14 protein-coding genes are annotated in these 15012 nt (G+C 60.7%); 6 read left to right on the forward strand and 8 right to left on the reverse strand.

The genetic code is table 11. The features are described 5' to 3' along the window. Positions 1-5: 5 nt before the first annotated feature. The 4 genes from KF885_07480 to KF885_07495 are packed head-to-tail and all read right to left on the reverse strand — an operon-like array spanning position 6 to position 4406. Positions 6-1166 carry a hypothetical protein gene (locus tag KF885_07480; protein ID MBX3048997.1) on the reverse strand — a complete coding sequence of 387 codons (1161 nt, stop codon included), beginning with the start codon at positions 1164-1166 and terminating at the stop codon, positions 6-8. Between the two features lie 2 nt (positions 1167-1168). Then, positions 1169-2341, reverse strand: coding sequence for a hypothetical protein (locus KF885_07485; protein MBX3048998.1), 1173 nt, complete (start codon positions 2339-2341; stop codon positions 1169-1171). Next, entirely contained in the window at positions 2341-3747 is a 1407-nt protein-coding gene (locus KF885_07490) for a hypothetical protein (GenBank protein MBX3048999.1), read from the reverse strand. Before KF885_07490 ends, KF885_07485 begins: the two co-directional genes overlap by 1 nt. Next, positions 3744-4406: a hypothetical protein gene (locus tag KF885_07495; protein MBX3049000.1), complete on the reverse strand. Its 663-nt coding sequence runs from the start codon at positions 4404-4406 to the stop codon at positions 3744-3746. The genes KF885_07490 and KF885_07495 overlap by 4 nt, the downstream gene beginning before the upstream one ends. A 117-nt stretch (positions 4407-4523) precedes the next feature. On the opposite strand from KF885_07495, the gene tpx reads away from it, so the two are divergent. The 5 genes from tpx (at position 4524) to KF885_07520 (ending at position 10286) form a co-directional block, all read left to right on the forward strand. Next, a complete protein-coding gene (gene tpx / locus KF885_07500; protein MBX3049001.1) occupies positions 4524-5039 on the forward strand; it encodes a thiol peroxidase in 516 nt (171 codons plus the stop codon). 9 nt (positions 5040-5048) lie between these two features. Further along, positions 5049-5453 (forward strand): Hsp20/alpha crystallin family protein, encoded by a 405-nt coding sequence (locus tag KF885_07505; protein MBX3049002.1) that lies wholly within the window; start codon positions 5049-5051, stop codon positions 5451-5453. Further along, positions 5453-8053, forward strand: coding sequence for an endopeptidase La (gene lon / locus KF885_07510; protein ID MBX3049003.1), 2601 nt, complete (start codon positions 5453-5455; stop codon positions 8051-8053). The genes KF885_07505 and lon overlap by 1 nt, the downstream gene beginning before the upstream one ends. Beyond that, positions 8046-8411 (forward strand): response regulator, encoded by a 366-nt coding sequence (locus KF885_07515; protein ID MBX3049004.1) that lies wholly within the window; start codon positions 8046-8048, stop codon positions 8409-8411. The genes lon and KF885_07515 overlap by 8 nt, the downstream gene beginning before the upstream one ends. A 90-nt stretch (positions 8412-8501) precedes the next feature. Beyond that, the gene (locus KF885_07520) at positions 8502-10286 is read left to right on the forward strand and encodes a putative DNA binding domain-containing protein (GenBank protein MBX3049005.1); all 1785 of its coding nucleotides are present in this window, start codon (positions 8502-8504) and stop codon (positions 10284-10286) included. On the opposite strand, the gene KF885_07525 is transcribed toward KF885_07520, so the two are convergent. Beyond that, the gene (locus tag KF885_07525) at positions 10283-11806 is read right to left on the reverse strand and encodes a glycosyltransferase family 39 protein (protein ID MBX3049006.1); all 1524 of its coding nucleotides are present in this window, start codon (positions 11804-11806) and stop codon (positions 10283-10285) included. The genes KF885_07520 and KF885_07525 overlap by 4 nt on opposite strands. A gap of 107 nt (positions 11807-11913) precedes the next feature. Here KF885_07525 and KF885_07530 point away from each other — a divergent pair, with 107 nt between their 5' ends. Next, on the forward strand, positions 11914-12318 hold the full coding sequence (locus tag KF885_07530) for an META domain-containing protein (protein ID MBX3049007.1): 405 nt from the start codon (positions 11914-11916) through the stop codon (positions 12316-12318). A 66-nt stretch (positions 12319-12384) separates the two neighbouring features. On the opposite strand, the gene KF885_07535 is transcribed toward KF885_07530, so the two are convergent. The 3 genes from KF885_07535 to gcvPB form a co-directional block, all read right to left on the reverse strand. After that, complete coding sequence (locus KF885_07535; GenBank protein ID MBX3049008.1) at positions 12385-12963, reverse strand: thermonuclease family protein; 579 nt, start codon at positions 12961-12963, stop codon at positions 12385-12387. 62 nt (positions 12964-13025) lie between these two features. Further along, a complete protein-coding gene (locus tag KF885_07540; GenBank protein MBX3049009.1) occupies positions 13026-13535 on the reverse strand; it encodes a DinB family protein in 510 nt (169 codons plus the stop codon). A 9-nt stretch (positions 13536-13544) separates the two neighbouring features. Further along, complete coding sequence (gene gcvPB, locus KF885_07545) at positions 13545-15002, reverse strand: aminomethyl-transferring glycine dehydrogenase subunit GcvPB (GenBank protein MBX3049010.1); 1458 nt, start codon at positions 15000-15002, stop codon at positions 13545-13547. Between the last annotated feature and the right edge of the window lie 10 nt (positions 15003-15012).

Raw genomic sequence — 15012 nt, forward strand, 5'->3', positions numbered from 1 at the left:
CCCCGTCAGGGGCTTTTCTTTTTCGGCTGGAGCGCTTGCCAGCCGGGCAGGGCCAGCACCACGCTGGCCGCCAGGAACAGATAAGCCCCGCACAGTTCCAGGGTTTCTTCTATCCAATAATCCCAGTCCTCACCGGTGGGGTGCAGCATGCTGATGTTGTCTTTGAACGAGATCAGATAACGGTCCATCGCCTGGGCGAAAACAATGATCAGCACGGCAGCCACTACGTAGATATAGGCCGGGTGGGTTTGGAAGAAGGTTTTGCGAAAGCGGTCCAGCCAGTTGCCCAAGCGGGTCAATCTGCCGGATGCCGCCAACAAGACCAACCCGGTCACGCCACTGGCCGCCAACAGCCACAGCAGGGGGGCGGCCAGGCGTTGCACCAGCACGACCTTGTCTGGTGCCGAGTCCAGCGGCGCCCAAGCCACAAAGGCCAGCCCGGCCAGCGCGGCCAGCCAAAGGGCGGCGGGCAACAAGCGGCGGCTGATCGCTTTCGAAGTCAGCCAGCCAGCAAACCAGGGCTGCCGCCACAGCCACAGGGGCAACAGCCCGCCCGCCAGCAGTCCGCCCACCAGCAGCAGGCGCGTGGCGGAGTAGCCCAATAACAGGCTGCCCTTGGCATCTGCAGGCAGTGAGAGCAGGTAGACGATGCCAAACAAAGACAAAGCCAGGAAGAAGCCCAGGTGCAGGTTGGACAGGGCCTTGGTTCGCTTGGCCAACAGCCAGTACAGCCCAATAAAAAGCAGCCAGACGACCAGGATCGCTAAAACGCTCAGCAGCAGCTGGCCGCCCAATTCAAAATGCCAACCGGCATCGGCCAGCTCGATTTGAATGACCTCATTCAACACCCCCACGAAATTGTGCAGGTCGTAGACCGGCACATTGTGCCGCTCCCAGGTCAGCGGCTGCACTGCGCCGCTTTCCACCCCATAGGATGATTCTTCCAGAAACGCAAACAAACTGATCAGCGGAATGGGCAAGTAAGTCCACAGCTGTTTGCGGCGCAGCAAAAGCAGCACAAGCGCGCACAGGATCGTGGCCACCAGATAGGTCGGTGGGCTCATCGGCTCCGGGGCGGGCAGGGAGCCCGGTAGAAAGCTAAACAACAGCAGGCAAGCGGCCAAAATGGCCAGAACCATGCCGATGTGCACGAGGGGGTTTGTCACTTTCATGCGGGTTCCTTTGAACTATCGTTTATTGTCTTGAAATGCCGTCCAGCCAGAAAAAAGAAGACCGCCCCCAGCATTTCAAAGACCTCCTCCGTCCACAACCCCCACAGAGGGATGTGTTCAGCCGGTGGTATCCATTGGTTGAGCGGGATGACCTCACGGTCGATCAGCTGGGCCACCAGAATTAGCGCCAGCGCAAAGCCGGCATAGAAATAGGCGGGTTCACTTTCCAGCCAGTTCAGCGCATCTCGCAGCCAGGCGCCTAGGGAGCGGCGGAAGTGCCCGCGCCAAGCCATGATGCTCAGCCAGGCCAGCCCGGCTGCCGCCAGCAGCCACATGGCGACTGGCGTCACCCGGGCCAGGCGCACCTGCGCATCTGGCAGGAAGACAAAGGTCGCCTGCACCTGATAGGCCAAGCCAGCCAGCACCAGCGCGGCAGCCCACAGGGCAACCTGCTGGCCGCGGCGGCCGGTCAGCCAAGCTGCCAGCTTGGCTTTTAGCGGCTGCCAGCCGGTGCGGCGGGCCAGGCACAAAGGCAGGGCGGAGGCAAGCAAAATGCCGGCTATGGTGGAGAGCCTTGCTATGGAATAGCCGCCCCACACGGCCGTACGCTCATCTGCAGGCAGCGCCAGCAGCCAGCCAGCCGCCGCCAGGCCCAGCAGCAGCCAACCGGTTGGCGTCCAGCGTACGATCCGGTCTTGGCGTTCCGTCTCCTTGGATAGTTGCAAACCCCAGGCGAACAAAAAGCCGCCCAAGATCAGGGCGCCATCCAGAAACAGGAACTTCATAAATTCAGCGGCCTGCCAGTTCTTTTCTGCCAGCCACAGGCTCAGCAGTTCCTGTCCCAGGCCGAAGGCATTGTGCAGATCACGCACCTCGGTGTTGTAGCGCGTGGAATAAAACGGCTGGATGTCAAATACTTCGCTGCCGTAGCCGCTCTCATCCAATAAGGCCAGCAGGCACAGCAAGACGATCGGCCCATACAACCATTTGCGCCCTTTGGGCAATTTTAGCCAGGCCAGCAGGCATACCAGAAGCGCTATCGCATAGACAAAAGGACTGATGTCTTCGGGGTGCGGTAAGCGGTCTGCGAATAGTGTGTAAAGGCTGAAGCCTGCGGCGGTGATCAGGGCGCAGTGAACCAGCAGTTTGCGAAAAGGCGTTTTTGTCATCAGGCGTTCTTGTTCGCCCGACTTTCGGCCAGGGCGTCCAAAATATACCCGGGTAGCAGCCAAAGCAACAGGCGGAACAGCAAAACCGAACTGAGCGCATGGCGCACGATGCCGGCTGCATCACCGTGTATGCTCACAAACAGGGTACCTACGGAGCCCAGGAAGAACAGCCAGAACAGTAAAGCCAGGCCAATCCGGGTCCTGTTGCCCCGCTTGACGGCCAGCCAGAGCAGCACCCCCAGCTGGAGGACCACCAGCCATACGATCAAGCTGTCGGTCGGGTGCAGCAGGTCGCCCAGGTAAACCAGGAAGGCCGGCGTAACTTCCGTGTCTCGGCGGAAGAAAGGCTGGGCGTTCTCCGTGAAGGCGTGCTGGGTGTCCTCGACGAATTCCTGCAGCGCCCACTGCGGGTGGCTGGCCAGGAAGGCCATATAGCTTTGCGTGCCGTTCTGTTCCGTCCAGCGCACCAGATCGCTTAGGTTGAAAAGCGAAAGCTCCGTCAGGTTGCCGCCCACTTCGGCCAGCAATTCTTCAGACACGGGCAGACCGCGCGCTTCAAAGAAGGCGCGGTGCTCCGCTACCGGCAGGACGCGGTCCAGCAGATTGTTGAAGAACGGGTTGATCCAGCGGCCGCTCTGCTGCGCCAGGCTGGAGGCGGTCACGAACAGCAGCACTAGAGCCAGCCCAAGCCCGGCCAGGGCTGCCGTGGGCAGCTGGCTGCGGTCTGGCTGCCAGAACCGCATGGCGATCAGGGCCGCCACAAAGGCCGGCAGCATGTAGTTGTTGGTGTCGCGCGCAAACACCCACAGCACGGTGATCAGCAGCCATAACGCTCCCAGGGCCAGCCGTTTGCCGCGCCCGGCAGGCTTTGCAGCCCCCAATGTGCGCATGAGTTCGATGGATACAGCCAGCAAAGCCACCAGCAGTGAGATCGCCAGCGGTTCGGAGAGCATCACATAGTCCCATTCCACTACTTGCGGGCTTAAGCCGAACAGCAGCACTAAACCGGCGGCCAGGTACTGCAATGGCGGTGTCTCAATACTGCGGAAAACCGCCCAAGCCAAAGCCACCCAAGCCAGCGTGGCCACCATCGCCTGCAGAGTGGTGATGCGCTCAAAGCCGGGCTGCCAGACCAGCGGCGGGTGCAGCTGGTCACCCGGGCTGCTGATGTTGGTGATCTGGTAACCGCTGTCAGGCTCCAAAGCCTGGTAGGCCCAGGCAATTGTAGGCTGTTGGATGGACGTGAAAAATCTCAGAGAGGGGAAACCCAGCTGACCTGCCTCCCCGTACCGGTCACTGTCGTAGTTGGAGACAGACAGGCTCAGGTGCGGGTACTGGCTTATCCGCAGCCATAGGGCCAGTGCAACCAGCGCCAGGAAGCCCAGTAACTTTGCATTCAACTTCATCTGGCCTGCCTCAGCCGCCAAGCGGCAAACAGCAGGAAGGGCGGCATCAACTCCAGTGCATACAGGCGGGGCAGTTCAGGGCTGGGCACCGCCCAGGCAAAAGCCAGCAAGCCGAGCGCTAGCAAAGCCAGAAGGCCTGCCCAGAGGTTGGGCGCCCCTTGGCTGCGGGTCAGCCACAGGCCTGCGCCCACCGTCGCCAGCCCGTACAGATTTAGCGCCAGAGCCAGCCAGCGTGTGGGGCGGTTGGTGGCCAGCAGGTCGCCCAGCTGGCTGTAGATCGGCTGGGCTGGGGCATACCAGGTTTGCGCCTGGGTCAGTTGGGTGCTGAGGGCCGGCCCCAGAGCCACGGCGGAAACAGCCAGCAGGGCGGGGGTCAGCTTCCTCAGCAGGCTGTTTCCGGGCAGTACTAGGTTGGTGTAGCCGTGGCCCAGCCAGGCGACCAGCAGCATGCCGCGGCCCCAATAAAACAGCTTCACCAAAGTCTCATTGAGTTCGAAGCGCAGCCCGATCTGGATGCCCAGCAAGAGCGCCAAAGCCAAGAGGCCGCTGCCCAATAGAGACTGGCTGGGGTCACTTTGTGATCGGGCTTGTTGCAGGATCAGGGCGGCAAACCCGCCGGCGAACACCAGGGCCAACAGTAGCCAATAGTCAGGCAGCATGGCGGCGATTCTAGCACTTTCGCTGGTACATCTGATGCTTTTCTTACATGCGCAATAGGGAAGCTGGGTACAATACCTGAGCACTAATATTCTTCCGTCAATTGAGGAGCACTATATATGGAAAGAACTGGTTTATTGCAGCTGGGGGGCAAGGACGTGACTGTCATTGGTCCCGACATTGAAGTCGGCCAGAATGCCCCGGAATTCACCGTCCACGACCACGACTGGAACCAAGTGAAGGCGCTTGAGAGCACGCAGGGCAAGGTGCGCATCATCGCCTCTCTGCCTTCGCTGGCCACTGGCGTTTGCGATGCCGAGACGCGCCGTTTTAATGAAGAAGCGGCTGCCTTGGGCGACGATGTGGTCATCTACGGCATCAGCGCCGATCTGCCGTTCTCGCTGAAGAGCTGGTGCGCCGCCAGCGGTGTCGACAAGGTCAAGGTCGTTTCCGATGCCTACGACACCAACTTCGGCGAGAAGTACGGCGTGCTGGTCAAAGAGCGCCGTATCCTGCGCCGCGCCGTCTTCGTCCTGGACAAAGAGGGCAAGGTGGTTTATTCCGACTATATGGCTGCCTTGGGAGACTCGCCGGACTTTGAGGCCGTGCTGGCCGCCGCCCGTGGAGCGCTCTAGGCGATCAGCATGCGCCGGGGCGAGCTGACCATTCGGCAGTCTTCCACTTCCTGGAGTGAACCCCAGGAAGTGCATTTCCGCGTCACCACGGTGACGCGGCAGTGGAAGTCCCGGCCGCACCTCTGGCGTCCACCTACGGACCTGCAGGAAACTGACAAGACCTTAGTCGTACGCATGGAAATCGCCGGGATGCAAGACGCCGAACTGCACATTGCGGTGGAGGGACGCCAGCTGGCTTTGTACGGGCTGCGCCAGCCGCCCAGCCAGCAAGGCGCCTATCACCAGCTCGAAGTGCGCTATGGGGATTTTCTCTCCGTGCTGGACCTGCCTGCCGAAGTGGACAGTGACCACATCACCGCAGAATACGCCGACGGCTTTTTGTTGGTCACCTTGCCTAAGGCGGGCAGCCGCTAATGCCTTTTGACTGGTGGGATGACTTGAACCCCGATTGGGAATGGAACGAGGCCAATAGCGAGGCGGAGCTGTATGAAGTCTTGCTGGGGCCAACTGTGACCAAGGTCGTACCCGGTAAAGACGACGCCGATCCCAGCGGGGATGGCCAAACCGAGGGCACGGAAGTGCCGGCGGAACTGCCCATCCTGCCGCTGCGCGGCGTGGTGGTCTACCCGCAAACTGGTGTGCCGCTGACGATTGGGCAGCCACGCTCCATCCGCCTGGTGGACGATGCCGTCTCTGGCAGCCGCCTGGTGGGCCTGGTCGCTTCCAAGGACCCTGAAAAAGAAAACCCTGGGCCGGAAGACCTGTATCGTGTGGGCACCTTGGCCTCGGTGCATCGCCTCTTCCGTTCCCCAGACGGCACCATCCGCTTGCTGGTTCAGGGGCTTTCGCGCATTCGCATCGGCGAATTCGTGGCCAGCGAACCGTACCTCAAGGCCAAAGTCGAGGCCTACCCGGAGACCAGCGAGCAGAACCTGGAAATCGAAGCGCTGGCCCGTAGTGTGCGCAGCCAGTTCGAACGCATTGCCGAACTGATTGGCAGCATCCCCCAGGAATTGATTTCCTCGATCTTGGAGATTGAGAACCCGCTGCAAACGGTCTATCTGATCGCCAATTTGCAGCGCATGGACCTGGCAGATGCCCAGCAGGTCTTGGAATACGACTCGCTGCGTGACAAACTGCAAAAACTGGTCGAATTTCTGACCCGTGAAATCGAAGTGCTTGAAGTCGGCCAGCGCATTCAGAATGAAGCGCGTTCCGAGATCGAGGGCATGCAGCGCGATTACTTCCTGCGTGAGCAGCTCAAGGCCATTCAGCGCGAGCTGGGCGAAACCGATGAGACCGCCGCCGAAGTGGAAGAGCTGAGCAAGAAGATTGATGCGGCCAAGATGCCTGAAGAGGCGGATAAACAAGCCCGCCGTGAGCTCGACCGGCTCTCCAAGCTGAATACCGCGGCCGCTGAATACGGCGTAATTCGCACCTATCTCGATTGGCTGGTGGCGCTGCCCTGGTCCAAGTCTTCAGACGACAACTTGGATATCGTTCACGCTCGCAAAGTGCTCGACCGTGACCATTTCGGCCTCAGCGACGTCAAAGAGCGCATTTTGGAGTACTTGGCTGTGCGCAAGCTGCGCCACGAACGCGCTGGCGAGCTGGGCAAAACCACACGCAAGGACACGCTGCGTCGCGAACGGGAAGGGGTGATCCTGTGCTTTGTCGGCCCGCCTGGCGTCGGCAAGACCTCGCTGGGCCACTCCATCGCCCACGCGCTGGGGCGTGAATTTGTGCGCATTTCGCTGGGCGGCGTGCGTGACGAAGCCGAGATCCGCGGCCACCGCCGCACCTACATCGGCGCTTTGCCCGGCCGCATCATGCAGGCCCTGCGCCGGGTGGAGACGCGCAACCCGGTCTTCATGCTCGACGAAGTTGACAAGTTGGGCAACGATTTCCGCGGCGACCCGTCCTCCGCTTTGCTGGAGGTGTTGGACCCCGAACAGAACAACGAATTCCGCGACCATTACCTGGAAGTCGCCTTTGACCTCTCGCAGGTCATGTTCATCACCACCGCCAACTCGCTGGAATCGATCCCCGGACCGTTGCGCGATCGCATGGAGATCATTCGTCTCTCGAGCTACACCGAGAACGATAAGCTGGCCATCGCCAAAGGCTACTTGGTGCCTCGCCAACTGGCCGAGAACGGTCTACGCAAGGGCGAGGCCAAGTTCAGCCCCCAAGCGCTGCGCAGCCTGATCCGCTCTTACACTCGCGAGGCGGGCGTGCGCAATCTGGAGCGCCAGATCGGCGCGGTGTGCCGCAAAGTGGTGACCAAGATCGCCGAAGGCGTGGTGAAATCCGTCAGTATCACCCCTGAGTTGGTGCGTGAATACTTAGGCCCACCCAAGTTCTACCACACCGAAGATATTGCCAAGCGCACCGCCATGCCTGGCGTGGTGACTGGCCTGTCTTGGACGCCGAGTGGCGGCGATGTGCTCTTCATCGAAGCCACGCGTATGCCGGGCAGCAAGGGTTTCCAGCTTTCCGGCCAGCTGGGTGATGTGATGCAAGAGTCGGCTAAAGCTGCCTTGTCCTTCGTGCGTTCCCGGGCGGAGAAATTGGGCATCGACGCTGACTTCTTCCAGAAGACCGACCTCCACTTGCATGTGCCGGCGGGTGCCCAGCCAAAGGACGGCCCCTCGGCCGGCGTCACGATGGTGACCGCGCTGGTTTCGCTGCTCACCGGCCGGCCGCTCAAGCCGCATGTCAGCATGACCGGCGAAATTACGCTGCGCGGCCAGGTCATGCCAGTCGGCGGCATCAAAGAAAAGGTCCTGGCTGCCCACCGTGCTGGCATCAGGACCGTGATCCTGCCTGAACGCAACCAGGTCGACCTGGAAGAGCTGCCCAAAGAAGTGCGTGACAAAATGACCTTCCATTTCGTCCGCACCATGGACGAAGTGTTGGAGTTCGCACTGGTAGCCCGACCAGCCAAACCCGGCCGTGAGCAGGCCAATGGAGCCAAACGCAAGCCCAGCACCGCGCCTGCGTCCCATGCCTAAGCACATCGTTTTACTGGAAGACGAACCGCTGTTGCTTGAACTGCTGCAGCAGGTTCTCCTCTTGGAAGGTCACCAGGCGACCTGCCTGAGCGACCCTCAAACCCTCATTGAAGTTCTGCGCGCCGAAAAACCCGATGCCCTACTGCTGGATGTAAACTTGCAAGACGGCAATGGATTGGATTTGCTGGGTAAGATACGCGCAGACCACAACCTCAAAAACCTGTTCGTGATCCTTTCTTCCGGCATGGATTACCGGCAAAATGCCCACCAGGCTGGCGCGAACGCATTTTTGATGAAACCATATTCCCCCGGCGCCTTGCTAGACCTGTTAGAGTCTCAAGGGGTACAGGGAGGCTAGAGTATATTTATGTGGCCTAAAAACCTACTACAAAAGAAAACAGAAGCAAAAAACAACGACAACCCACACCCGTCCATGAACTGGTATTCCATGGACTTGCACATTCACACCCCGGCATCTAGCGATTATCAGAATCCCGAAGCCAGTTATCTGGACATTTTGCGCAGGGCTGAGGCGCGTGATCTGGATATCATCGCCCTGACCGACCATAACACCGTGGCGGGCTGCCGGGCCATGGAAGCGGAGATGGAGCAGCTGCGCTTGCTGCGCTCGCTCAACCGCATCCTGCCCGAAGAGGAACAGCGCCTGCAAGAATTTGAACGCCTGGTCGGCAAAGTGCTGGTTCTGCCGGGCTTTGAATTCACCGCCACCTTCGGTTTTCACATCCTGGGCATTTTCCCGCCTGATAAATCGCTGCGTGAGCTGGAATACATCCTCCTGGATTTGAATGTTCCTGCCAACCAACTGGAGGATGGTTCGGTCACGGTGGGCGCCTCTGCGGATGTGCTCACCGCCTATCATGCCATTCATGAGGCCGGCGGACTGGCGATTGCCGCCCATGCCAATTCCAGCAATGGCGTCGCCATGCGCGGCATCAAGTTTGGCGGCCAAACCAAGATTGCTTATACCCAGGACCTGCACTTGCACGCCTTGGAGATCACAGATCTGGAAAAACGCGGGCGCTTTTCCACGGCGGCTTTCTTCAGCGGCAGCAAACCCGAATACCCGCGGCGCATGCACTGCATTCAAGGCTCAGATGCCCATCGCTTGGACAATGATCCCGTGCGCCGTGCCAACCTGGGCATCGGCGGGCGTGTCACGGAAGCCCTGCTGCCGGAACGCAGCTTTGCGGCCTTAAAAGAGCTATTTGAGGGCAATGACTTTGCTCGCACCCGCCCCCGGGTGGGCAAGCGTCAGACCAAGGACAAAGAGCCCGCTTTCGATTTCGTGCAAGCCGCCCGTGAAGAGGGCAGCAACATCGTGCAGGAATTCCATGAGAGCCTGCGCGGGGCACGCCTCAATGATGTGATTGCGGATGTATGCGCCTTCGCCAACACCAACGGCGGTTCGTTGTTCATTGGCGTCAGCGACGACCCGCGCCGGCCGGTGGCCGGGGTGCGCGTGGCTGGCATGGCCGTGCGACGCCTGGAGAAAGAGATCAGCCAGCGCATCAGCCCGGAACTGCATTGCACGGTGGATGTGCACAAATCCGGCGGCAAGGACATCATCCGTATCCTGGTGCCGCGCGGGGATGAACGGCCGTACGCCATTGATGACAACAAGATCTATATTCGCTCCGAGGCGGAAACCGGCCTGGCCGTGCGCGATGAAATCGTGCGTCTGATCGCCAAGCAGGCTGAGCCTGAACCGGCGCCCCCGGCACGTGAAGAGCGCGGAGGGCGCAAGACGGGCCGCAATGGCGCGGCCACCAAGCCGCCCGCCACCCGCAGCAAACCGGCGGCGGCTAAGCCGGCCCGGCCGCGCCCAGAGGCGCCACCCCCGGCAGAAGACGCGCCGCGCACGGGTGTCGAAGTCGTCAGCATGGAGCAGCGCGATGGCGCCTCGTATTACGTGGTGCGTGACCTGCGCAACGGCATGGTGGTCAACAACGTCACCGAAAAATCGGCCCGCAAGTTGTGGCACTACGCCATCAAGGCCTATGCTGAACTACAGCCGAACCCGTCTGCGGATTGGCGCGGCAACTTCGGCTTGTTAAAAGCCCATACCCAGTATAAGCAGCGGCGTTTTGACCTGGTGCAGCGCGTGGATGGTGATCTGCGTTACTACTTCGGCGTCACCGAAGATGGCATTCATGGACCGTGGACGCAATTCGTGCCGCAGGATGGGCCGGCCCCGGAAGAGCCCGAACACTAATTGCCTAGCGAATACACATCCCCATAGCGCCCGGTGAACAATAGACGTAAGACCAGGTGCTGCGCCATTTCATCCGGCGTGGGCACCTGGTCTTTGTAATCCAGGTCGCGTTCAAACCAGATCAGCACGGCCTGCTCGTCCTGCTTGGGCCACTCCGCAAAGCTTTGGATGGCTAAGGCCGCGTCTTCGCCCAAGTCCACTTCATAGCGCGGCAGGCGCCGGATCCATTGGCGCAGGTAGAACCAAGCGGCGGCTTCGTTATTGCTGTACACCACCACATCATCCTCAAAGGGCTCGGATTGCAAATAGGCCACAATGTCGGACTGGCGGATGGTGCGCGTATTGTACAGGTTATAAAAGCTGACGTCGCCTTCACGCAGTGACGCGCGCACATAGGCTTGCACCCGATACACCGGTAGCAGCATCACGAACGCCAGTGCGGTCAACAGGAGTCTGCGGTCTGTCTGCGGAAGCATCCGCTGCAAGACTGTGAAGGCCAGCACGAGGAACATGGGCAGCAGCAGCACATGCAGTCGCTGGCTGCCGGGTACGCGGTGTTCACTGGTACTGATGGTGAAGATCAGCACTCCGGCGTAGACCAGGAACATCACCAGTGAGGGCAGCACAGCATGGCTTTGCAGGTCCGCCAGCAGGGAGGGGATGCGCTTGCGGCCCGCTGCCAGCAGGCCGGCAAGCGCGACGATCAGCACCAGGGCCACTGCCGGGCCGTTTGTCCAGCTAAGCGGCACAAACCAGCCGCCTATTTTTTCGAAGAGCACCAGGAAATTCGTCCAGGCCTCGGCGGGGCGGTGTGTGCCCAGCAGTGTGCCGCTGTTGGGCAGATTGAAGAGCAGCGCCCAAGCGGCGATTGGTGCGCTGGCGGCCAGGCCAAAGCTTGCCGCCCGCGCCAAGGCAGCTGGCCAGTTCGGCCGCCAAGCCAGCAGCACCAGCAGGGCGCCCCCGGCGATCAACAACACTCCGGCGTAACGCAGGAAAGTGCTGGCGATGGCCAGGGCTACCATGGCAGTAAACTGTGCCGGTTGGCGTTTTTCCACGTAGCCCTGTGCCACCAACAAGAAGCCCAACAAGCACGCCGCAAACAGTGGGTCTGAAGCGATGTTGGCGCTCACTTCAATGAAAGGCAGCGAGCTGGCCACCAGCAGGCTGGCGGCCGCCGCCCAGCCCTTGCTGGGCAGGCTGCGCTCAAAGAGCCGGCCGCTGAGCAGGATGATGGCGCCAAAACACAAGACATTAAGAATTTGACTGCTGACCAGAACCTCTGTCTTCAGCAGCCTGCTGGTGGCAGCCAGCAGCAGGGGATACAGCGGCGGCCAATTGGTCAGCGGCCGGCCGAAATAATCCAACAAGCCCCGCCCCGCCAAAAGGCTTTCTGCCGTGGAGAGATAGCGAGCACCGTCCGTGGAAAGTCCGGGGCCGAATGTCGCTGTGGCCAGCCAGACCAAGGTCATGCCGAGCAGGCTGAGGCAAACCAGCAAAACGCGATATTGTCGGGAATTCATTGGCAGCATTGTAACTTGCCAGTTTTGTCAGGAACAAAATTGCGCAAGCTGGCGTTTAGTAAGTAAGATACTTGTGAAAGGACGGAATTTTAATTATGAAACTACGCATGCTTGTATTGTTATCTGCCTTGCTGCTCCTTCTGGCTGCCTGCGCCCCAGTAGCCGGGCAGGAACTGGCTGGCACCTCCTGGGTGCTGCAAAGCCTGGATGGCAACACTCAGGTGGGTGAAGCGCTTAGGGGCCAGCCGGTGACGATCAGCTTCGCTGATGAGACCCAGGTCAACGGCTCTTCTGGCTGCAACGGCTATGGCGGTAGCTACGAGTCAGACACGCGTGACGGCAGCCTGCTCTTCTCGCCGCTGGTATCCACGCTGATGGCCTGCCAAGAGGACATTATGGCGGTGGAGCAAAGCTTCTTTGCGGCTTTGCAAGCCGCCAGCGGCTATGAGGTCTCCGGCAATACGCTGACGATCACTTCCAACGAATACACCCTGGTCTTCACCCGCCAGTAAAGCACTCGAACAACAAAAAAAGAGCCTCGTATTTACGAGGCTCTTTTTTTTTTTGTTGTCAGAAATCTATGGCGCGGCCTGTGCAAAGGCGTTGTCACAGGCTGTGTTCGGCTCTTCGGCGGAGACGAAGGCTGCACCTCGGCGTACCAATTCCAGATTGACAAAGACGCCGTCTGCCACTACGTAGCGAGGCAGGCGGCCCCATTCATCGGTGTCTTGTTCGTCGCTGATCAGCATGACCTCTTTGCCAGCCACTAGTTGTGCGTTGACGTCCGTGGGCAGGTCACCCGAGTCGATGCCGATGTAGCGCACTTCCCATTCTCTGCCGTCTATGCGTACCATGATGGCGTCACCCGTGACGATCTCGGTGACAGTCGCCAGCACGCGCAGAGTGCTGTTGGGTACACACCCTGCGTCGCTGGGCAGTGGGGGCAGCAGCACGCCGCCCTGCACGCCCGGACCGTCTTGGGCGGGTTGGGTAGCCTCAGGCGCTTCTTCAACCGGGGCCTGGTTTTCGGCGTTTTGCTGTTCCATCAGCAGCGCCACCTGGGTGTTCACGGCATCCTGGTCTGCCTGACCGGAAGAGCCGCAAGCCGCCAGCAGCAAAGCGGCCAAAGCGAGTGTTAAAAAGGTTTTTGTCTTCATAGTTCCTTTATTTTAGCCAATCAAGATTAATCCCATTATAGCGAACCAAAATGAGGCCAAAATTACTGTTCAGGGGTGTAGGGCGCTTTGCCATGTTGGTCGCCTACGAAAGTGGGTAAGCCTGTATGGCCCAGCAATTGGCGGATGGCCTGTGCTTCGCCCAGATGGTACCAATAGTGATGCGTTGTGCGCCACAAGCGGGAGCCGATGCTCTCCTTGTAGGGTTCGCCTTTGTCGTTGAGTGTGTGCGTAACCAGGTCTTGGCTGGTCAGCGCGTCCAGCCAGGGGTCGCTGGCGGCCGTGACGGTATGCCAGCCCTCCCAAGCCTCTTCCAATGCGGGCACCGCCAACGGCGCGCCGCTGCCTTGGGCGCGCACACCCGGCGCCGGCATCAGCCCCTGGGCGTGGGTCAGCCAATAGAGCTGCTCCTGCCAGGCCAGATGGGCGATGATCCAGCTGATCGGGTTGAGCGGCTCAAACTGACGCGCGGCCTCCTCGGCGGTCACGTCTTTGAGGCCGCGCTCGAATTCTTTGCGGGTGAAACGCAGTTGCAAGACGAGAGGGTGGGGCATTGGATCCGGCTACGCCTCCCCGCTACGCGGGAACTCGCAGCACAGCACCAACTGCCGGGCCGCTTTGACTTCGTCCATGCGGCCGAACTTGGTGGTGTGCGGCGCGTTGCGCAGGGTGTCCGGCTCGCTGTGCGCTTCCTCGGCGATCTTGAGCATCGCCTCGGCGAAGGCGTCCAGGGTAGCCTTGTCTTCGGTCTCGGTGGGCTCAATCATCAGCGCCTCGCGCACGATCAGCGGGAAGTAGTTCGTCGGCGGGTGGAAGCCGTAGTCCATCAGACGCTTGGAAATGTCCAGCGCATGCACATCCGGCGTATCCGCCCAGCGGCCTTCCAGCACCACTTCGTGCATGCACGGGCGGTCGTAGGCCACCTTATAGGCGCCTTCCAGGCGGGCTTTGAGGTAATTGGCGTTCAGCACCGCGTGCTCGGCCACGGCTTTCAAGCCCTCAGCGCCTTGCATCAGAATGTAGGTGAAGGCGCGTACGTGCATGCCAAACTGGCCGTGGAAAGCCTTCAGCCGGCCGATGCTGTCTTTGGGCATCACCCAGTCGTACTCAGGGGCTTCTCCTTCACTGGCCTGTTGGGCAATGCCGGCAATTGGGCCGGGCAAAAAGTCGGCCAGGTGCTGCGCCACGCACACTGGACCGGAGCCGGGGCCGCCGCCACCGTGCGGAGTAGTGAAGGTCTTGTGCAGGTTGAGATGGATGACGTCAAAGCCCAGGTCGCCAGGGCGGCAGACGCCCAGCAGGGCGTTCATGTTGGCCCCGTCGCCATACACCAGACCACCGGCAGCATGCACTGCCTCAATCGCCTCAACAACCTGCTCTTCGAACAGTCCCAGGGTGTTGGGGTTGGTCAGCATGAATCCGGCCAGGGTGTCGTCGCACTCGGCTTTCAACGCTGCCAAGTCCACATTGCCGCGGCTGTCACTGGGGATCTCAACCACGCGGTAGCCGGACATGGCGGAGGTGGCCGGATTGGTGCCATGCGCCGAATCAGGGATCAGGATCTTGTTGCGTTTTGTGTCGCCGCGTTGTTGGTGGTAGGCGCGGATCATCATTACGCCGGCCAGTTCGCCGTGGGCGCCGGCGGCGGGTTGCAGGCTGCTGGCCGCCATCCCGGTGATTTCGGCCAGCCATTCTTGCAAGTGGTACATGATCGCCAGGCTGCCCTGCACCATTCCGGCGGGCTGCAGCGGATGGGCGTAAGCGAACCCGCTCAGCCGGGCAGTATCTTCATTGATGACTGGGTTGTACTTCATGGTGCAGGAGCCCAGCGGGTAGAAGCCGGTCAGGATGCTGTGGTTCAGCTGGGACAAGCGTGTGTAATGCCGCAGAGCTTCGAGCTCGCCGACTTCGGGCAGCGGCAGGTCTTTGCGCAGATGTACCTGGGGCAGTTCGGCCAGCGGCACATCCGGCGCGGGAAACTGGACGCCCTGGCGGCCGGGCGCGCCCAAGTCGTAAATCAACTCTGAATTC

It is taken from the genome of Anaerolineales bacterium, assembly GCA_019637805.1.
In the GTDB taxonomy this organism is placed as follows: Bacteria; Chloroflexota; Anaerolineae; order Anaerolineales; family UBA11579; genus JAMCZK01.